Origin of the sequence: Rheinheimera salexigens (assembly GCF_001752395.1) — a bacterium.
In the GTDB taxonomy this organism is placed as follows: Bacteria; Pseudomonadota; Gammaproteobacteria; order Enterobacterales; family Alteromonadaceae; genus Alishewanella; species Alishewanella salexigens.
Map to the genome: position 1 here is coordinate 2,617,323 of NZ_MKEK01000001.1, position 17,854 is coordinate 2,635,176.

The following is a 17,854-nucleotide window of genomic DNA, read 5'->3' on the forward strand; positions in this document are numbered from 1 at the left end:
GTTATCCCTGAATTTTCTTAATTATGGCGCTGGTTGAACAACCATCAACAAATTGCAGTACTTTAACTTCACCACCGGCACTGATAACTTGCTCAGCACCAATAATAGTCTCAATGCTGTAATCACCGCCTTTAACTAACACATCAGGTTGCACCATTAAAATAAGTTCTAGTGGCGTATCTTGCTCGCTAGGGATATCCCCAAAAGGTAAGATCCAATCGACACTCGCTAGACTCGCCAGTACCGTTGCTCTGTCTTGTAAGGTATTAATAGGCCGACTAGCACCTTTTAAACGTGAGATAGAGGCATCGCTATTTAAGCCCACCACTAAGCGATCACCCAGCGCTTTGGCTTGAGCTAAATAACGAACATGACCGGCATGTAAAATATCAAAACAGCCGTTAGTAAAAACAATGCGCTCGCCGTTTTGTTTGGCAAACTGAATATGCTTAAGTACTTTATCAAACGGGGTTTGATAAATGTCGCCTTGCGAAAACAGATACTTATTAATTTTAGCGGCTAATTCAGTTACCGTTACCGCAGTAGTGCCAAGTTTAGCCACAACAATACCGGCCGCTAAATTTGCCGTTTCAACTGCATGTGCTAATGGCATATCTGCGGCTAACATTGCAGCCAGCGTTGCAATTACCGTATCACCGGCACCGGTAACATCTGTCACTTCTAATACTTGTACTGGATAATGCTGGCAGTCATCCGCAGTTATCAAGGTCATGCCCTGCTCTGAGCGAGTTAACACCATAGCGGCAATGCCAGATTGCTGCAGCATGGCACGCGCCGAACTGCAAATGGCGGCATCACTACTAACATCGCCACCTGCGAGTTTAAATTCTGTTAAATTTGGCGTGATAATATCAGCGCCACGATACACTGAAAAATCCGCATGTTTAGGATCAACCAATACCGTTTTACCCGCCGCTTTGGCCACTTGGATCATCCTAGATACCGTATGCAAAGCGCCTTTGTTATAATCGCTCATTACCACAAAATCATAATTTGCTAATAAGCGACTAAACTTGTCGGCTAATACTTGGCTATGTGCTGGGCTAAATTTTTGTTCAATGTCTAAGCGCACAATTTGTTGATGCCGTGAAATAACGCGCATTTTAGTGATGGTCGGTAAATCAGGCTGCGATACTAAACCTGATTCCACACCATCGGCTGCAAGCATAGCCGTTAGGCTTCTACCTTCGGCATCATCGCCAATCAAACCGATTAGCCCCGCTTTGCCATTTAAATAGGCAATATTTCGCGCCACGTTAGCAGCGCCACCGGCGATATCTTCAATTTTATTGACATTAACTACCGGTACCGGCGCTTCAGGTGAGATTCGCTGTGAGTCGCCATTAAAGTAGCGATCTAGCATCACGTCACCCACAACTAACACGCGCGCTTTGGCTAAATTATTCAGTTTAGTGATATCAATCATAAGGCTAGCTCCAAGTCTAAGGCTTCGCATAGCCAATGACCGATAAACATATGCACCTCTTGGATGCGAGCGGTTTCCTCGGATTGCACAATAATAGGCAGTTGGGCAATATCTTTAACTTTGCCGCCATCACGGCCCGTAAAGGCCACGGTATAAGCGCCCAGCTGATTAGCCGCGGCTAATGCCAGATTAATATTTTCACTTTGCCCTGAGGTGGTTAAACCAATCACTACATCTTCTGGCTTAGCCAAACCCTGAACTTGTCGCGAGAAAACCGTCGCAAACTGATAATCATTAGAGTGAGCGGTTAAAATAGAGCTGTCCGTGGTTAACGCAATAGAAGCTAAAGGCGAACGATCTAGCTTGTAGCGGACCATAAATTCTGCCGCTAAGTGTTGGCTATCCGCTGCACTGCCACCATTACCCATCCAAATAACCTTGCCACCGCGCTTTAAGCTGTTACTCACAACCGTTAATAACTGTTCTGCTTGTTGTGCATACTGCTCAACGATAGAAAAAACACTACGATGCCGCTCCAGTGCAGCAAAGTAACTAGAAGTAATCATTTATGTATTTCCATTTTTTAAACCGAAGAGGCTATTGGCAATGTTAATAATCGAGCAATATCGGCCAGCACTAATTGCAAGCCTGGCTGGGCTGGATATTTAACCCTAATCGGTTGTTGTAATGCCTGCTGGCATTGCTGAATAATGTGAGAGATGCTTAATTCAGAACGATAAATTAGGCCTTGATCTAAACAAGCTTGCACCCGTTTCGGCTGATCTTTAGCCACGGCGACAGCGACGATATTTTTACCCAAGACAATAGCTTGGCCCATCATATCGCCACCACCTGAAACAATAAGGTTGGCTTGCGCTAATAAGCTCATCAGTTGCTGGTTAGGCAAAGATTTAACGACTCGTACCTCAGCCGTAGAGGCTAACTCACCGGTAAAGTTAGTACCGGTAACCACTATCGCTGGTTGCGCCTTGGTTGCGACTCCAAGCGCAGCTTGATAAAACACTTCAGATGCACTTTTGCCTTGTACGGTATGGCCGCCACCGCCCGCAGCCCAAACACTAAAATTATCAGGTTGAAGGTTTGCGAACTCTATATTGAGCGATGGCTCAGGCGCACTAAATATAGGCCCAGTAAAAATAGGCGCATCTTTATTTAGTAGCGATAATTTAATCCGCTCCATTACCGTTAAATCACCATCAACAAACTTAAATTGGGTAATCCAATGACTATCAAGTGCCGGTAACCGATTAAAAGCAAAACCTTTAGCCCGTTTCTTTTTATGCTGGCTAATAAACACGACTTTGGCACCTAAATGCTTGGCATACCGCGCTTGCGCAGCACGGCCAGAGCAATCAAATATCACCAGATCAGGTTTAAGCTGCTTCAGTAAGGCATATACTGCGGCATTTTCTTTTGTCGCCGAATTATTTAGTAAATGACTTGGAAAAGGACAATCTGCAGCTGATGGTGCCTGTTTATTTAAAACAAACTGAATATCTAAACTTGGCCATTGCTGTTTCAGTGCCTGGGCAATAATTAATGAGCGTATATATTCACCAATTCCTTGCGGACTGGATACAGGGATCATTAGAATTTTAGCAATTGGTTTGTTCATTGATAAATAGGCAGCGCTAAAGGATTTTATGAGCGTGAATTATACCTAGCAAATAATTATCAACCTGACTTTATCGCCATAACAACTAATATTTGCGGTTAGTAACAACCAACTTAAAGTAATTACTCTAAAATTTAAATTACTATTGAAAAAGCAACAAAATGGCTGAATGATAACTGAACAATAACGATTTTTAACAACTTTTTTCGAAGGGAATATTACTTAATAAGTAAAGTAATAATGACACAAATACGATATTGCTAGCACTTAACTGGGCGGGGTAAGTTTTACTTCACTCACTAACAATACATATTTTATGCTTTGTAAGGCGGCACTATAAAAGTATTCGTAATGTGCCGCTTGAATAACCGGTGTTAAAGCACAAGGCCTAAAAACAGCCACACATAAACCATTACGATAGCGTACGCTGTTAAACAACAAACCATAGGCACCGGCTTGGCGTGGCTGTTTAGCGTAGTGTTGGCTTACTTGGTAGTTGTCGGCATTATGTAACGATTGATACTGGTTAGCGGTAATATCCAACATGGGCTGAATAACGCTACCCACATATTCGCGCATATAGATCCGAGTATCAGGCTCATTGGTGGCCCGATAAAACTGAGCGCGGTGATAAGTGGTCTCGGCGAGTGCGGTCTCACTATTATTCGCGGCATAATAAACACCATAGCTACCATCGGTAAAACGACTAGCATGGCCAATGTGGGTAAAGGCAGCCATTATCGGCGTAGTACCACAACCCGATATGCGATCTTCAGCCTTAACTAACGCCAACTCTCCTACTTGATCCCGTAAGCGATCATTGGTTAACGATTCAATATAAAATGCCATTTCGTATTCAGCGGGGTCTACCACACGTTCAAACAAATCGACCGGTGGAAACAAGCTAGGAATAATGCGCCGGGCTTGCCACGTTATTGCTGTGGCAATCGGCTTATCCACGCTGGGCATCCAAATAGCGTCTTACTCTGGCTAAATCAACAATACTGCCGGCTAACATAACCTCTAACGCTGACTGACCATTAAAAGCCGCATTGGGCTTTTTAATCCAAGCATTGGCTTGGCTTACATTAGGAAATAAAATTTTTAATGATTTATAAATACCAGCAATATAAGAAATTCGCTCTAAAGTATCTTTAGATAAACTGCTTACTTTACCGGTGCGCCAATTAAAAAAAGTACTGCGACTTGGCTCACCTAATAAAGTGCGCATGGCTTTTTCAGGTAGTTGCCACTCTGCACTGGTGATATTAATAAACATCTTTATCGCTACTGGCGCCATATTAGGCATATTTTGCGTATTTATTACTGTTTGCATACCGCCTCCTGTCACCTCAAGCATTACGTACAAATATAGACTAAAACACATAAAATGTACAAAATTAACCATAACTAAAGCGAATATAAACGTGGTAATGGTTATAAGCATTCGCATCCTGTATTCAAGTCAAATGTGCTAAGATTATTTTATGTCTTATAGAAGTGAAGTATTAATGTGATTACAGATACGCGCCAGCAAAACGCCAACCGCCAATTGCCTAATGTTAGTGCTGACAGTGATGATATTTGGTTGTTCGGTTATGGTTCATTAATTTATAAAGTCGACTTTCCGTTTTTAGAGCAACGTCCTGCAAAAATATTTAATTGGCAGCGTCGGTTCTGGCAAGGCTCGCATGATCATCGTGGTACACCAGAATCACCCGGCCGGGTAGCAACATTAATTGAAGCGCCAGGCGCTAGTTGTGAAGGCATGGCTTTTCGGGTTGAAGCAAGTGTGTTTGAGCAACTGGATTATCGGGAGAAAAACGGTTATTTACGCTTTAAAACTGACCTGCACTTTGCGGATAATGAAGTAAATACCGGAATAACTTATATCGCGACCACAGACAATACTGCTTATTTAGGCCCCGCTTCAGAAAAAGATATCGCTAGCCATATTGCTCGCTCTGCGGGCGAAAGTGGTGACAATAGCGATTATTTACTGCAATTAGCCCAAGCTTTGCGTCAATTAGAAGTGGATGACCCCCATGTTTTTGAAATTGAGTATTGGCTTACTCATGCCGCAAACTCTAATTTACCTGATACAACACAGAACATTGCCCATAAAACAAGGTAAGCATAACATTTTTGCGGCGCCTACTGATTTAATAAAGTCCCTAGTAGCAGATACTTTTAAAATTAACATTAATACTATAAATACATGTTATTTATAGTATTAATCTGTGCGCACTAAAACTCAGCTATACTTTTTCTTAGCATTAATCTAGCCATGCCAGTAATAATCTGGCATTTTATGCAACGATAATTTCTATATAAGCATCAATAAGGTAAAACATTATGTTGTGGGAAGGTATAAGCGAATTTGTTCATGTTGCCGAAAGCAATAGTTTTACTCAAGCCTCACAACAACTGGGCATCTCAACGGCACAAGTTAGCCGTCAAGTTAGCGCTTTAGAAAAGCGTTTAAACACTAAATTATTTTACCGTACCACCCGTAAGGTTTCGCTAACTGAAGAAGGTCAAATATTTTATCAGCATTGCCGCGGTGTGCTAGACGGCTTAGAAGCTGCAGAACGTGCCATAACTAATTTACAAGCCACGCCTCAAGGTAAAATAAAGCTTACTGCCCCAGTTACTTATGGTGAACAGCAAGTTCTGCCACTGATAAACGATTTTATTCAGATATATCCAGACCTTGAAGTCACCGCTTTATTAACTAACCAGAATATGGATTTAGTGGAAAATGGCTTTGATTTAGCCATTCGAATTGGTAACTTAGCCGACTCAACGCTAATTGCTAAAAAGCTGGGTAAACGCACTAACTATGTCTGTGCCGCCCCTAGTTATATTGAAAAATACGGTATGCCGCATAGTTTATCCGAGCTTGAGCAGCATAGTTGTTTAATGGGTACTAACGACTATTGGCGTTTTATTGATAACGGTAAAGAACGAAATATTCGCCTTAGTGGTCGCTTGCGCTACAACAGCGGTATTGCTTTGGCCGATGCGGCATTAAAAGGCTTAGGTATAGTGCAACTTCCTAACTATTATTTGCAATCTTACCTAGATAGCGGCCAGCTGATAGCGTTATTAGATAATTATAAAATACCTAACGAAACCATATGGGCCATTTACCCACAAAATAGGCACCTTTCAGCAAAAATTCGGTTGTTAATCGATTATTTAGCTGCAGGGTTAACTTAGTCAAGTAGCGACATACTCTAGTCATCCTTATGCTGCAAAACTAACTTTAATACCTTTAGCTACCTACTATGTGGTAGCTATACACTCCTTTGTGGCAATTACCTCCTTTAAATCACTACGCTACACTTAATCCATCACGCCGAGCTACCGGCTCTACCCCTGCACAGCAGGAATGAACGGCTAGCCGTGGCAATATTGCCACCGGGTGCGGCTGGAAACGGCTTCACCTCCCCATTAGGAAAGGTGTAATTAATGTTAGTAGACGCATTCTCGCGCCGCTTTACTTATTTGCGGCTATCCATTACCGAAAGTTGTAATTTTCGCTGCACCTATTGCCTGCCCGATGGTAACGACTGTGACTCTCGAACAGGTGAAATTACCCTGCCAGAAATTCGCCGCTTAGTCACTGCCTTTGCCAAACTCGGCACGCGTAAAGTACGCATTACCGGTGGAGAGCCAGCACTGCGTAAAGATTTGTGTGACATTATCGCTACTTGTAAAGCCGTCCCTGGTATTGAAAAAGTTGCCTTAACCACCAATGGTTATCGCTTAAAACGTGATGCAATGGCCTTAAAAGAAGCCGGCTTAGACGCTATCAATGTCAGTATTGATAGCCTAGATGCGGCGACTTTTCATTTAGTAACCGGCCAAGATAAACTAGCCGAAATACTAGAAGGCATTGAATATGCACAAGCTGTAGGGATTAAACAGGTAAAAATTAATACCGTACTATTACGCCAGCATAATGCCCTGTCTTTACCCGACTTTTTGCAATTTGTAAAAAACCGCCCTGTTTCATTGCGCTTTATCGAGCTAATGCGCACTAACGACAATACAACTTTTTATCAAAAGCAGCATTTAAGCGGCAGTAGTATTCAACAAACGTTATTAGAACAAGGTTGGCAATTACAAGCTAAAGGCATTTCAGATGGTCCAGCATTAGAATATAGCCATACCGATTACCAAGGCAAAATTGGTTTAATTATGCCTTATAGCAAAGATTTTTGTGCCGATTGCAACCGCTTAAGAGTCTCTAGCCAAGCTAAACTGTTTTTATGCTTATTTACCGAACAACATCAAAACCTGCGGCATTTATTAACCTCTGATAATGCCGAGCCAGTTATGCAGTTTTTACAATCGGCTATTTTAACTAAAGCAGAGACCCATTATTTACTCGACGACAACAGCGGCTCTACCCGGCACTTAGCCATGATTGGTGGTTAAATATGGCAGACTTTAGCGCGTTAATTTTAGCTGGTGGTAAATCTAGTCGTATGGGCCAAGATAAAGCCAATTTGCTACTACACAACAGTAATTTATTGCAACATATGCAGCAATTAGCCACACGCGCAGGGGCCAGTCAGGTATTAATTAGCCGCAATCAAACCGGCTATATTCAAGATGTACATTCCGAGCAAGGGCCATTAGCGGGCATCTTAGCCGCCCTACCTCACTGCGAGCATAAACGGTTATTAGTATTACCTATAGATATGCCGTTACTAAGCGTATTTTCGCTACAATTATTAATGCAGCAATCTGCAGCGACCGCTTATTTTAATCACTGCCCACTACCTTGTGTACTGACCAATAATAGCCAATTACAAGCCCTTATTGAACAGCAGCTCTTAAACCAAAAACGTTCTATAAAACAATTACTAAGCACTTTAAACGCGGTAGCTGTAAGCATTGACGATAAAGAGTTATTAAATACCAATACTCCAGCTGACTGGCAAGTTTTTTTACAACAGCTTACTAGCGCAACTGAATATGACAATTAGCCTACTAATTTGGTCGATATTTTGATCAGTGTTTTCATAGTTAATTTTTGGAGTAGCAACAATGGCCAAAGCTGATTTAAGCCAGTTTTACGCTCTTAATCTTGCGGTAATGACCATTTCGGACAGCCGTACTGCAAGTAATGATAGCAGTGGCGACTTACTCACTAACTTAAGCCAACAAGCCGGCCATGCTGTTGTAGCTCGCGCCATTCTCCACAACAGCATCAACTTAATACGTGAAACGCTAAGCCATTGGATGCTCGATGAAAACATTCAAGTTATTCTTATTAACGGTGGTACAGGCTTTGCCAAAGGCAATTGTACGGTGACTGCCGTTAGTGCATTAATTGACACCCCCATTCCAGGTTTTGGTGAGTTATTTCGCCAATTATCTTTTGCCGAGCTAGGCTCTGCTGCTATGCAGTCAGGGGCACTTGCTGGTTTTGCCAAGTCTAGTTTACTGTTTGCTATGCCCGGCTCAGGTGGCGCGTGCCGCTTAGCCATGCAACACCTTATCTTACCGCAGCTAGATAGCCGTACTGGGCCTTGTAACTTTGTTGCCCATGTTAAAAACAACCCTATTAATAGCTGTAATGGAGCCTAATGTGAGTGCTACTTTTTTAAACGTGAATGATGCCAGTTTACACCTAACCCATCTCGATCAAGATGGTGCAGCCAGCATGGTGGATGTGTCAGAAAAAACCATAACTCGACGCGAAGCCAGAGCTAGCGCCACTATTAATACTCGGCCTGAAGTAATAGCGCTTATTGAACAAGCTTTGATTAAAAAAGGCGATGTTTTAGCCACCGCACGAATTGCCGGTATTATGGCCGCGAAAAAAACCAGTGAGTTAATTCCGCTGTGCCATCCATTAATGCTAAGCAAAGTCAGTGTCGACTTTCAATTAAATGCAGCTAAAGGGCAGATCAAGCTGCAAAGCCGATGTATTTTAAGTGGCCAAACCGGTGTCGAAATGGAAGCCTTAACTGCGGTAACGGTTGCTGCATTAACGATATACGATATGTGTAAAGCTGTTGATAAAGCGATGATAATTTCTGATATTCATTTAATAGAAAAAACCGGCGGTAAATCAGGTCATTATATGCTGGAGGATTATTAACATGATTAAAATCTTATTTTTTGCAGCACTACGTGAGCGTTTACAATGTGCCGAGCAGCAACTTAAACTAAGCAGCACACCGATGACAATTGCTGCCGTACTAAAGCAATTACAAACTACTGATAGCCAGTGGCAGCAAGCACTTAGCCAAGCCGATTTACTGTGTGCGTTAAATCAGCAGTTGGTGTCAATGACGACTCAAGTTAACGCTGGAGATGAATTAGCTTTTTTCCCACCGGTAACAGGCGGCTAAAATGTCAATATACATTAGCGTACAACAGCATGATTTTACTGTGGCAGACGAATATGCCGCCTTAAACAATGATACCGCTTGTCGTACTAGTTGTGGTGCAGTCGTTATGTTTAGCGGTTTAGTTCGAGAGCTAGCCAATACCACCTTAACCGCCATGACTTTAGAGCATTATCCCGGCATGACCGAGCAAGCTTTACAGCAAATAGCCGAACAAGCGCAACAGCGTTGGCAATTAGGTACAGTGCGTATTATTCATCGTATAGGCAGGTTATTACCCAATGACCAAATTGTCTTTGTAGGCGTATCTAGCCCGCATCGTCTAGCCGCATTTGAAGCGGCGCAATTTATTATGGATTATTTAAAAAATACTGCACCGTTTTGGAAAAAAGAACATACCTCAGAGCAAGATTATTGGGTTGAAGCTAAAGCCAGTGATCAAGCAGCAATTAAGCGTTGGTAGTGATTTAATAACTAAGAATAAGGTCAAAATGGAACTGAGCTTAACCGGTTTAACCGCTACTGATTGGCAAGCTATTTGGTTAACTATTAAGTTGTGTAGCTATACCACATTCATTTTATTAATTATCGCCACGCCTATCGCATCGTGGTTAGCCTCTGGTCACAGTAAATTTCGTATCGCCGTCCAAGCCATAGTAGCGTTACCGTTAGTATTACCGCCTACGGTATTAGGTTTTTACATGTTAATGCTTCTTGGTCCGCATGGCGCAGTAGGTAGCACTTTACAAAGCTTAGGCTTCACTCATTTAGCCTTTAGCTTTACCGGTATTTTAATTGCCTCGGTGGTGTATTCACTGCCCTTTGCCGTCCAGCCATTATTGCAAGCGTTTCGTGATATGGGCCGCCGTCCGCATGAAGTGGCTGCCAGTTTAGGCGCGAATAAACTGGATCGCTTTTTCACTATCACATTACCCCTTTGTCGTGGTGGCTTTATCGTCGCCACAACGCTTAGCTTTGCCCATACCTTAGGTGAGTTTGGCGTTATTTTAATGCTTGGCGGCAGTATTCCTGGTGAAACTCGGGTGTTATCGGTATTAATTTATGACTACACCGAAGCCATGGATTATGCGGCTGCCCACACGTTATCTTTAGGTATGTTAGTCGCCGCCTTTGTGGTGTTATCACTGGTGTATACCGCACAGCGACGATTTTCATTAGTAAGATTATGAGTAAGGTTATGATTTGAGTATGACAAAGCTATGATTACGCTAAATTTTAAGCTACCTCGACGCCATTTTATGTTGCAAGTCAATTGCCAGCTACCCAGTAGCGGCGTGACCGCTATTTTTGGCCGATCTGGCTGTGGCAAAACCAGCTTATTACGCGCTATTGCCGGCTTAGAGCCCAGCTGCCAAGGGCTAATTAGTTTTCAACAACAACACTGGTTAGCGGGTAAAACAGCCATACCCATTCATCAACGTCGTATTGGTATGGTGTTTCAAGAAGCCAGTTTATTAGCACACTTATCCGCTACGGATAACTTATTATATGGTTATAAGCGCACCCCTGCAGCTGAGCAGAAGCTGCAGCCCGCGCAAGTGATAGAAATGCTGCAATTAGCACCTTTACTGGCATTAGATTTAGAGCAGCTTTCGGGCGGGCAACGCCAACGCATTGCGCTGGGGCGGGCTTTACTCACTAGCCCACAACTATTGTTAATAGACGAGCCTTTAACAGCGTTAGATGCCCCGAGTAAACAAGAGATATTACCGTACTTGCAGCATGTTGCCCGGCAATGCCAGATTCCCATGTTATTAGTTAGTCATCAATTAGACGATATTGTGCAATTAGCCGACTATATAATGCTATTAGAACAAGGTGAAGTGATCAGCCAAGGTGAACTGCAGCAACAGCTAAATTTAGCCCAATTTGCCGCTTTTGGTGCTATGTCAGTATTGCATTGCCAAGTTATGCCTAATCCAGAACCCTTGCATATCTATTCTCATAACTATGCTCATAACTATAATCAAGACGCTGACTTGTTAACCCTGCAACTGGGCGAGCAAAAATTGCAGGTAGCTGCACCCCTGCATCTGCAAAATCAGCAGCATAAAGCACAACTTAAGGAATGTCGGTTACGGGTGCAAGCACGAGATGTAGCATTGAGCTTAGCTAAGTTAGAACATAGCTCGGTGAGTAATCAGTTAACCGTAATTATTACAGGTATGCGTGATGCAGAGCATCCGGCAGAGGTGTTAGTGCAACTGATGGTAGAGCAGCAACCGCTGCAAGCTTTAATTACTAAACAATCAGCAAAACGGCTAAAACTTGCGGTTAACATGCAGTTATATGCGCAAATTAAAGCCGTTGCTATTCATTAAATTGTTTTAGTAATTAGGTAATTAGTTAGTTAATTAAAAGTACTGCTCAATACTTTGCTGCAAACTGGCTGCCGATAACTCGCCCATATGGCTGTGAACCAATTGGCCGTTTGCATCAAAATATAAGGTGATGGGTAAACCAAAAGCGCCCATATTGGTTGCCATATCGCCCTTATTATCTAACAGCACATGATTAAAATTTAAGCCTTGTTGTTGCAAAAAGTGCTCAACGGTATGAGTCGGTTCGCGCTGATTAAGCAAAATAAACTTCACATCACTATAGCGTTGTTCTGCTTGCTCTAGTACCGGCATTTCCCGCTGACAAGGCGGACACCAAGTGGCCCATAAATTAACCACGGTTGGTTGTTGCTGGCTAATTTCTGGCAGCGTGACGGTTTGACCATCTAGTTGCATAAAACTGCTGTCCGGTAGCACCGCTTGTAAGCGACCTGCACTTATAACTAAGCTAAATACCGCAAATAAGCCAGCCATGGTTAACACACCTGACAGCAAGGCTTTACGAAGTTGACGCTGGCGTAATTGTATAAATAACACCACGGCAGAACTAAATAACGCGGCCATATAATCGATACCACGATCGCGTATATCTAACATTTGCCAAAAGCTGTCGAAACTATCAGCAAAGCGCAGCACAAACACCAAGCGACCAAACACTAAACCAGCCAGCAAAATCAGCATTAACGCATTCGATGCACTTTCTTTATTTTCTGTCACGCCTTTTTTAGCCACCAAAGACGTGACAGTAAAACCAATAATGACACTAATTAAAGCCAGCAATGGCGATACCGGAAAAGCAAAAGGTCCAAGATTAACCGCAATCATTATTTACCCAACATCTTATTCAGTGCTTCTGGTCTTGGTAAGCCTTGCACGCTAACTACTTCACCATTTTCATCTTTATAAAAACTGGTTGGCGTTGCTGAATAGCCTAACTCTTGCAGCATCTGGGTATTAGCATTAACGGCTGCATTGCCATTTTTAATCGCTTTTTGATCTTGTTTAATGCCGCCTTTTCCTAACATTGTATGATGTTGCAATAATGTCTGTGCCGGATTAGCAGCACCTAAAATATTAGCCGCTTGTGATGGGCTATCTTGACGAATAATACCGACCATTATATGGCGTAATTGCACCGTACCCGCCGCTATTTCTGCTGCTGCAGCTTCTCGCAATTTATGGCAATAAGGGCAATTAGGATCGGTAAAGGTATAAATAATACGCGGTGCAGTGTCTTTACCATCCGCTACCCAGTTTGAATCGGCTAAACGCTGCCATGCTTTGTCATTTGCTGGGCCTGTGATTAGACGCTGTATTGCTTCAGCCCCTAAATCATTACCTTGGGCATCAATTAAGTTACCAATCATGGCATGCTTGTTGTCGGGTGTTAAATACACACTTAATGCGCGACCGTTAATCGTAACCGCATAACCGGTTACACCGGCATCTGTTTTGAAGGTATCTACCACTTCAACACCTTGTTGCTGTAAAAAGGTAATAACTTCCGGTGTTTTTTGTTCTGCGTAGGCAAAGCTGCTTAAGGCTGCAGACAATCCGATTATTGCGATGTGACGAGAAAACTTCATTCAACTACTCTCCAATTAAACAGGCCGTTTACAATATAAAATTAATGCTATGTTACCTTAATTGGCAGTAGAACGGTTCTGACTAAAATATATTTCAACTAAAAATGAATTTATTAACTAAAACATGGCGTAATGGCTTACCTTACTAACATTTACTGCAAGTTTAAACATAACCATCATCATCATCATCACGATAAAAGGTAAACTACCGCTTTTTAAATGGACGATAAAACAGCCATACCAAGCCGTAAAACAACATATACAACAAAGCAACCAAGGGACTATGCGGCTTTTCGCTGGGATGGAAATGGCAGTATCCAGCATAACCCAAATTCATCAGCGTGATTCCGACACTGAGGCAAGCTAAATAATTCAAGGCCAACTGTTCATTAGCTGCTGTTAACATCAAATTAGAAAAAATAACGATGTAGCAGAGCATAATCCCACAACACACGCTATGAGATAACACAGCAATAAAGCTACTTTTAAGTCGGCTTTGCTCTACTCCATTCTTGTCCATAGCGACTTATTTTTTACCACTTTTTTTAACAATATATACCAGCCCCACGGTCAAAATAATCGCAGGTACCAGCCAGGCTAATAATTCCATATTCATGTTTATCTCCATTGCACCGATATTCCATACATTAATGATTCAGATCCTATTAGCAAGTTGTTTAGCAACAATTATATAAGTATCTTGAACCCCACTTAAAAGAGCTAGTTATTATCATCAGTCGCACTAACCAATGATTAAATAATGTCATTAAGGGATTAATACTTAGAACTGAAGCCAGAGGTTTTGTTATAAAGCTCGACACTTTATGATAGGCAGCTTCGAGCGAGGAGCAGACATTGATGTTCGTTTAATTTGCATTAAAGTAAAATAAAAAATAATTGTTCTTGCTGTGTTTATAACCAGCGTTGAATGTTTTCCTGCCAAGTTATGAAATCAGGAAACTTTCCTGATTATTACATAAAGCCAAAATAAAATTATTAATAATTAGATAGTGATAGCAAAGAGTTACTGCTTTTGTTAATAATATAGGTAATAAATAACAGGAAGCCTCTTTGTCATAATAAAAGGAAAGTTTCCTCTGATAAAGCTGTTGAACTAAGCCGCTACGCGGAGCNGTATGATTGGTCACTTATCAGCGTTGACAAGTGTGACATTTGCGGTCATAGTGCGAGCATGTTAACTGTGACCTTGGTGGAAAGATGGAAGTTTTTGAGTGTACGCATAAAGGTGAATTAGAATTAGGTAATAAAACAATTTCGTGTGCCATCCTTAGTAATGGCAGACGTATTATTACGCAAACAGCATTGTTTGATGCATTTGACCGACCAAGAAAAGGTGAAAAGCGACTTGAAGGTTTTCCCTCTATCATTGGCGCAAAGAACTTATTGCCATTTATTAGTGATGAACTAAAAGAGGTTGTTACTCCTGTAAACTATTATCAGCAAAATGGTAAAGTTACTTCTGGTTACGATGCTAACCTAATTCCTTTGATTTGTGATTTATACCTAGAAGCAAATGATCATAATGCTCTTCTTGATAGCCAGTTAAAAATTGTTACACAAGCTGGTATTTTGGTTCGAGCTTTAGCTAGAGTTGGTATTGCTGCATTAATTGATGAAGCAACAGGCTATCAGTACGATCGAGAAAATAATGCCTTACAAACAATTTTAAAGGCTTATATATCGGAAGAGTATCTAAAATGGCAGGCTCGTTTTCCAAGGAAGTATTATCAAGAAATATATCGTCTATATGATTGGGAATTTGATCCACAGAGTATGAAGCATACACCGTACTTGGGACGATTCACTAATGAGTATGTATATGATTATTTGCCCGAAGGTGTTTTAGACGAACTGCGTGTTAAAAATCCTAAAAACTCTAAAGGTGTTCGCACCAAAAAGCATCATCAGTACTTAACAGGTGATATAGGTTTACCACATCTTGAGAAACATATTACGAAGTTAATTACTGTTATGGAGCTATCTGATAACCCGGAACAGTTTAAGAATAATTTCAAACGCATTTTTGACACATCAAACCAACTGGAAATGAAGTTGTAATCATACTAACAAAGCATTTAAGAGTGATTCCCAACGCTTGGCATTTTCAGTGCTAATCGTTGGGTTTCGTGTTTACGGTGGTAAGGTCGGGTTTCGTGGTAGCGTTGCTCACACCTTAATGCGGCGTTAATGTCCGCAATTGGCACAAACCAGCCATAAAACCAGCCCCTGCAACATGGGAATTGAACACATTAATTCCAGCTCGTTTATACAACGTAACTATGCAATAAAGTGATGAATGACAGCAGATGCCTAAATTGTGTTTTTACACTTAGCTTTGTGCTTTTGGGCTAGTTCAGAACAACTAAACTTTGGTAATTCTGTATAAATGTGCTGGCAATGCTAAGTGGTCTGACAATGGCATTTTCTTCAGGCTATGCTTAAATATATAATTATTAACGATAGTTAGCGCGTATTGCCGTTATTTGCTTAGTTTTTAACAGAAAATAGCAGATATTGGCAGTTATCTTGTACTCATCCATGTAGAATGCGCTTTTAAAAGCTTGTTCAGCTTTACTTTGCATGCATATCTGTAGGAATTTTGATGAAAAAGACATTCTCTTTAACCCACCCTAAGCATAAACCTGCTCGTTGGGTAGAGGCAATTAAGCACGAAATTAAAAAGTACCTTAACCGTGAGCGCCGTAAAGCACTGCCTCAAGGTATGGACTACTGGACTTTTGATTGTCGCTTTGGTGCCTCAGAAGAAGTAGCCGTAGAAGTTTTCACTTCTGAAATAAAAGATCATATCGATGCGGCCGTGGCGCAGGAATTACCTGGATTTTATGTCGAAATTCTTGCTAGAGCTTGTAACCATAAACCGCAGGCTAATACTGCAAGTACTGAAAACACAGAAAATACAGAAAGTACAAAAGCCAGTGATTAATCTTTTCCTTATTATTGACTGTAGCTAATCTACAGAGGATCTCTTATGCAATTTTCATCTTTAGATTTAGCTCCAGACTTACTACGCGGTATTGTTGACTGTGGCTACAGTACGATGACCCCCGTTCAAGAGCAGGCCATTGTGCCAGCTCGTCGCGGTAAAGATTTACAAGTAACAGCGCAAACAGGCACCGGTAAAACCGCTGCCTTTGCTATTCCGGTCTTACAACGCATGTTGGATAAGCCTAAAGCATCGGTAGAAAAACGCCCACGCGCGTTAATCCTAACGCCCACCCGCGAATTAGCAGAACAATTAGCCGACTCTATCAAGGCCTATGCCCAGTTTACGCCTATCAGTATAACGGCGTTATACGGTGGTGTTAAAATTGGCGGTCAGGCGAGTAAATTAAAAGCTGGCGTTGATATTGTTATCAGTACACCCGGCCGTTTAATCGAGCACATGACCCTTGGCAACGTAATATTAAGTGACGTTGAATATGTGGTGCTAGACGAAGCTGACCGTATGTTAGATATGGGCTTTATTGCTGATGTAATGAAGTTAATGCAAATGACGGCAACACCACGTCAAACCTTGCTATTTTCAGCCACTACGTCACCGGCAGTAAATGAGTTATCGCATAAAATTTTGCATAATCATCAAGCCATCCGTGTCACTAAAATAAATAGTACGGCTGATACCGTAAACCATGTCGTTTATACGGTAGAAGAAAGCCGGAAAATCGAATTATTTGAACAGCTTTTGGCTGAAAAGAACTGGTTTCAGGTTCTGGTATTTACCAGTACCAAAGAGCAGGCAGACCGATTATTAGCTGGCCTGCAAAAAAGTAAAATTGATGCTGCCGTTTGTCATGGTGATAAAAGCCAAGGCGCTAGACGCCGCGCTATAGCTGATTTTAAATCGGCTAAGTTACAAGTGTTGATTGCAACTGAAGTGGCTGCCCGTGGTTTAGATATTCAAGGCTTAGATTATGTAGTTAACTTTAACTTGCCTTATTTACCTGAAGATTATGTGCACCGCATTGGTCGTACCGGTCGTGCTGGTGCGGCAGGTGATGCTATCTCGTTTGTAAGTCGTGAAGAAGAGCAAACTTTAGAGCGGATTCAAAAAATGATTGGTAGCAGTATCAAACGCATTGTTAAGCCGGGTTTTGAAGTCAGTAATCGTGGCTCACTGTTAAAAAGTATTTCGCGTAAGGTATTGTCTGGCCGTTCAAACAAAGCCAGCGAAACTGTTATTGACCTTGAAAACTCTAACAAGTCAAAGCAAAAAGGTAAACCTCGCAGCAGCAAGTAAGCTTTGTGCTATGAACTTGTTTGTTGGATAAAAACAGTGCCGCCTCAAGAGATTTTTCCTTGGCGGCACCTTAGCCAATCAAGCTGTTAGTCATCTAATTTAATCTGTTGTTATAACTATTTTTATTAAAATTGAATGCTGGTTGTTCTTTAGCACCAGACAATTTCTTTATCTA

Annotated in this window: 22 protein-coding genes and 1 riboswitch; of the genes, 13 read left to right on the top strand and 9 right to left on the bottom strand. The window is 41.7% G+C overall.

Annotation, left to right across the window (positions count from 1 at the left end; all coding sequences use genetic code 11):
* Position 1 precedes the first annotated feature (1 nt).
* The 5 genes from hldE to BI198_RS11840 all read right to left on the bottom strand — a co-directional run bounded on the left by hldE (position 2) and on the right by BI198_RS11840 (position 4,419).
* The gene (gene hldE / locus BI198_RS11820; protein ID WP_070049729.1) at positions 2-1,447 is read right to left on the bottom strand and encodes a bifunctional D-glycero-beta-D-manno-heptose-7-phosphate kinase/D-glycero-beta-D-manno-heptose 1-phosphate adenylyltransferase HldE; all 1,446 of its coding nucleotides are present in this window, start codon (positions 1,445-1,447) and stop codon (positions 2-4) included.
* On the bottom strand, positions 1,444-2,013 hold the full coding sequence (locus BI198_RS11825; protein ID WP_070049730.1) for a D-sedoheptulose-7-phosphate isomerase: 570 nt from the start codon (positions 2,011-2,013) through the stop codon (positions 1,444-1,446). Before BI198_RS11825 ends, hldE begins: the two co-directional genes overlap by 4 nt.
* Positions 2,014-2,030: 17 nt before the next feature.
* On the bottom strand, positions 2,031-3,083 hold the full coding sequence (locus BI198_RS11830) for a glycosyltransferase family 9 protein (protein ID WP_070049731.1): 1,053 nt from the start codon (positions 3,081-3,083) through the stop codon (positions 2,031-2,033).
* Between the two features lie 267 nt (positions 3,084-3,350).
* Positions 3,351-4,043, bottom strand: coding sequence for an RES family NAD+ phosphorylase (locus tag BI198_RS11835; protein ID WP_235605320.1), 693 nt, complete (start codon positions 4,041-4,043; stop codon positions 3,351-3,353).
* Positions 4,036-4,419, bottom strand: a complete 384-nt coding sequence (locus BI198_RS11840) for an MbcA/ParS/Xre antitoxin family protein (protein ID WP_070049733.1) — start codon at positions 4,417-4,419, stop codon at positions 4,036-4,038. The genes BI198_RS11835 and BI198_RS11840 overlap by 8 nt, the downstream gene beginning before the upstream one ends.
* Before the next feature lie 177 nt (positions 4,420-4,596).
* On the opposite strand from BI198_RS11840, the gene BI198_RS11845 reads away from it, so the two are divergent.
* The 10 genes from BI198_RS11845 (at position 4,597) to modC (ending at position 11,796) form a co-directional block, all read left to right on the top strand.
* Positions 4,597-5,217 carry a gamma-glutamylcyclotransferase gene (locus tag BI198_RS11845; RefSeq protein WP_235605321.1) on the top strand — a complete coding sequence of 207 codons (621 nt, stop codon included), beginning with the start codon at positions 4,597-4,599 and terminating at the stop codon, positions 5,215-5,217.
* A 221-nt stretch (positions 5,218-5,438) separates the two neighbouring features.
* Positions 5,439-6,305, top strand: coding sequence for a LysR substrate-binding domain-containing protein (locus BI198_RS11850; RefSeq protein ID WP_070049734.1), 867 nt, complete (start codon positions 5,439-5,441; stop codon positions 6,303-6,305).
* Between the two features lie 125 nt (positions 6,306-6,430).
* Positions 6,431-6,567: riboswitch (molybdenum cofactor riboswitch) on the top strand.
* Complete coding sequence (gene moaA / locus BI198_RS11855; RefSeq protein WP_070049735.1) at positions 6,558-7,529, top strand: GTP 3',8-cyclase MoaA; 972 nt, start codon at positions 6,558-6,560, stop codon at positions 7,527-7,529. It overlaps the preceding riboswitch by 10 nt.
* A gap of 2 nt (positions 7,530-7,531) precedes the next feature.
* A complete protein-coding gene (gene mobA, locus BI198_RS11860; protein ID WP_070049736.1) occupies positions 7,532-8,083 on the top strand; it encodes a molybdenum cofactor guanylyltransferase in 552 nt (183 codons plus the stop codon).
* 61 nt (positions 8,084-8,144) lie between these two features.
* Complete coding sequence (locus tag BI198_RS11865; protein WP_070049737.1) at positions 8,145-8,687, top strand: molybdenum cofactor synthesis domain-containing protein; 543 nt, start codon at positions 8,145-8,147, stop codon at positions 8,685-8,687.
* A 1-nt stretch (position 8,688) separates the two neighbouring features.
* Positions 8,689-9,204 (top strand): cyclic pyranopterin monophosphate synthase MoaC, encoded by a 516-nt coding sequence (gene moaC / locus BI198_RS11870; RefSeq protein ID WP_268793905.1) that lies wholly within the window; start codon positions 8,689-8,691, stop codon positions 9,202-9,204.
* Between the two features lies 1 nt (position 9,205).
* Positions 9,206-9,457: a molybdopterin converting factor subunit 1 gene (gene moaD, locus BI198_RS11875; RefSeq protein ID WP_070049739.1), complete on the top strand. Its 252-nt coding sequence runs from the start codon at positions 9,206-9,208 to the stop codon at positions 9,455-9,457.
* Position 9,458: 1 nt separating this feature from the next.
* Positions 9,459-9,917, top strand: a complete 459-nt coding sequence (gene moaE / locus BI198_RS11880) for a molybdopterin synthase catalytic subunit MoaE (RefSeq protein ID WP_070049740.1) — start codon at positions 9,459-9,461, stop codon at positions 9,915-9,917.
* 28 nt (positions 9,918-9,945) lie between these two features.
* Positions 9,946-10,644 (top strand): molybdate ABC transporter permease subunit, encoded by a 699-nt coding sequence (gene modB / locus BI198_RS11885; RefSeq protein ID WP_070050859.1) that lies wholly within the window; start codon positions 9,946-9,948, stop codon positions 10,642-10,644.
* Between the two features lie 30 nt (positions 10,645-10,674).
* Positions 10,675-11,796 carry a molybdenum ABC transporter ATP-binding protein gene (gene modC / locus BI198_RS11890; protein WP_070049741.1) on the top strand — a complete coding sequence of 374 codons (1,122 nt, stop codon included), beginning with the start codon at positions 10,675-10,677 and terminating at the stop codon, positions 11,794-11,796.
* Positions 11,797-11,829: 33 nt separating this feature from the next.
* On the opposite strand, the gene BI198_RS11895 is transcribed toward modC, so the two are convergent.
* The 4 genes from BI198_RS11895 to BI198_RS16260 form a co-directional block, all read right to left on the bottom strand.
* A complete protein-coding gene (locus BI198_RS11895; RefSeq protein WP_070049742.1) occupies positions 11,830-12,639 on the bottom strand; it encodes a TlpA family protein disulfide reductase in 810 nt (269 codons plus the stop codon).
* Positions 12,639-13,400, bottom strand: a complete 762-nt coding sequence (gene dsbG / locus BI198_RS11900; protein WP_070049743.1) for a thiol:disulfide interchange protein DsbG — start codon at positions 13,398-13,400, stop codon at positions 12,639-12,641. The genes BI198_RS11895 and dsbG overlap by 1 nt, the downstream gene beginning before the upstream one ends.
* 117 nt (positions 13,401-13,517) lie before the next feature.
* On the bottom strand, positions 13,518-13,724 hold the full coding sequence (locus BI198_RS15960; protein WP_141728877.1) for a hypothetical protein: 207 nt from the start codon (positions 13,722-13,724) through the stop codon (positions 13,518-13,520).
* Between the two features lie 620 nt (positions 13,725-14,344).
* A partial coding sequence (locus BI198_RS16260) for a hypothetical protein (protein ID WP_235605322.1) occupies positions 14,345-14,533 on the bottom strand: 189 nt, incomplete at its 5' end.
* 85 nt (positions 14,534-14,618) lie between these two features.
* Between BI198_RS16260 and BI198_RS11905 the strand changes: the two genes are divergently transcribed.
* From BI198_RS11905 to BI198_RS11915, 3 genes are all read left to right on the top strand, one after another.
* Positions 14,619-15,479, top strand: coding sequence for a P63C domain-containing protein (locus BI198_RS11905; protein WP_070049744.1), 861 nt, complete (start codon positions 14,619-14,621; stop codon positions 15,477-15,479).
* A gap of 544 nt (positions 15,480-16,023) precedes the next feature.
* Positions 16,024-16,365, top strand: a complete 342-nt coding sequence (locus BI198_RS11910) for a DUF6172 family protein (protein ID WP_070049745.1) — start codon at positions 16,024-16,026, stop codon at positions 16,363-16,365.
* Positions 16,366-16,410: 45 nt separating this feature from the next.
* Positions 16,411-17,679 carry a DEAD/DEAH box helicase gene (locus BI198_RS11915; RefSeq protein WP_070049746.1) on the top strand — a complete coding sequence of 423 codons (1,269 nt, stop codon included), beginning with the start codon at positions 16,411-16,413 and terminating at the stop codon, positions 17,677-17,679.
* The last annotated feature ends 175 nt before the right edge of the window (positions 17,680-17,854 follow it).

Excerpts from the sequence above, each read along its gene's own strand:
- BI198_RS11910 (WP_070049745.1), top strand. The coding sequence starts at position 16,024 with ATGAAAAAGACATTCTCTTTAACCCACCCTAAGCATAAACCTGCTCGT.
- modB (WP_070050859.1), top strand. The coding sequence starts at position 9,946 with ATGGAACTGAGCTTAACCGGTTTAACCGCTACTGATTGGCAAGCTATT.
- hldE (WP_070049729.1), bottom strand. The coding sequence starts at position 1,447 with ATGATTGATATCACTAAACTGAATAATTTAGCCAAAGCGCGCGTGTTA.
- dsbG (WP_070049743.1), bottom strand. The coding sequence starts at position 13,400 with ATGAAGTTTTCTCGTCACATCGCAATAATCGGATTGTCTGCAGCCTTA.
- mobA (WP_070049736.1), top strand. The coding sequence starts at position 7,532 with ATGGCAGACTTTAGCGCGTTAATTTTAGCTGGTGGTAAATCTAGTCGT.
- moaD (WP_070049739.1), top strand. The coding sequence starts at position 9,206 with ATGATTAAAATCTTATTTTTTGCAGCACTACGTGAGCGTTTACAATGT.
- BI198_RS11865 (WP_070049737.1), top strand. The coding sequence starts at position 8,145 with ATGGCCAAAGCTGATTTAAGCCAGTTTTACGCTCTTAATCTTGCGGTA.
- BI198_RS11915 (WP_070049746.1), top strand. The coding sequence starts at position 16,411 with ATGCAATTTTCATCTTTAGATTTAGCTCCAGACTTACTACGCGGTATT.
- moaA (WP_070049735.1), top strand. The coding sequence starts at position 6,558 with ATGTTAGTAGACGCATTCTCGCGCCGCTTTACTTATTTGCGGCTATCC.
- BI198_RS11895 (WP_070049742.1), bottom strand. The coding sequence starts at position 12,639 with ATGATTGCGGTTAATCTTGGACCTTTTGCTTTTCCGGTATCGCCATTG.
- BI198_RS11825 (WP_070049730.1), bottom strand. The coding sequence starts at position 2,013 with ATGATTACTTCTAGTTACTTTGCTGCACTGGAGCGGCATCGTAGTGTT.
- BI198_RS11840 (WP_070049733.1), bottom strand. The coding sequence starts at position 4,419 with ATGCAAACAGTAATAAATACGCAAAATATGCCTAATATGGCGCCAGTA.
- BI198_RS15960 (WP_141728877.1), bottom strand. The coding sequence starts at position 13,724 with ATGCTGGATACTGCCATTTCCATCCCAGCGAAAAGCCGCATAGTCCCT.
- modC (WP_070049741.1), top strand. The coding sequence starts at position 10,675 with ATGATTACGCTAAATTTTAAGCTACCTCGACGCCATTTTATGTTGCAA.
- moaE (WP_070049740.1), top strand. The coding sequence starts at position 9,459 with ATGTCAATATACATTAGCGTACAACAGCATGATTTTACTGTGGCAGAC.
- BI198_RS11830 (WP_070049731.1), bottom strand. The coding sequence starts at position 3,083 with ATGAACAAACCAATTGCTAAAATTCTAATGATCCCTGTATCCAGTCCG.
- BI198_RS11905 (WP_070049744.1), top strand. The coding sequence starts at position 14,619 with ATGGAAGTTTTTGAGTGTACGCATAAAGGTGAATTAGAATTAGGTAAT.
- BI198_RS11850 (WP_070049734.1), top strand. The coding sequence starts at position 5,439 with ATGTTGTGGGAAGGTATAAGCGAATTTGTTCATGTTGCCGAAAGCAAT.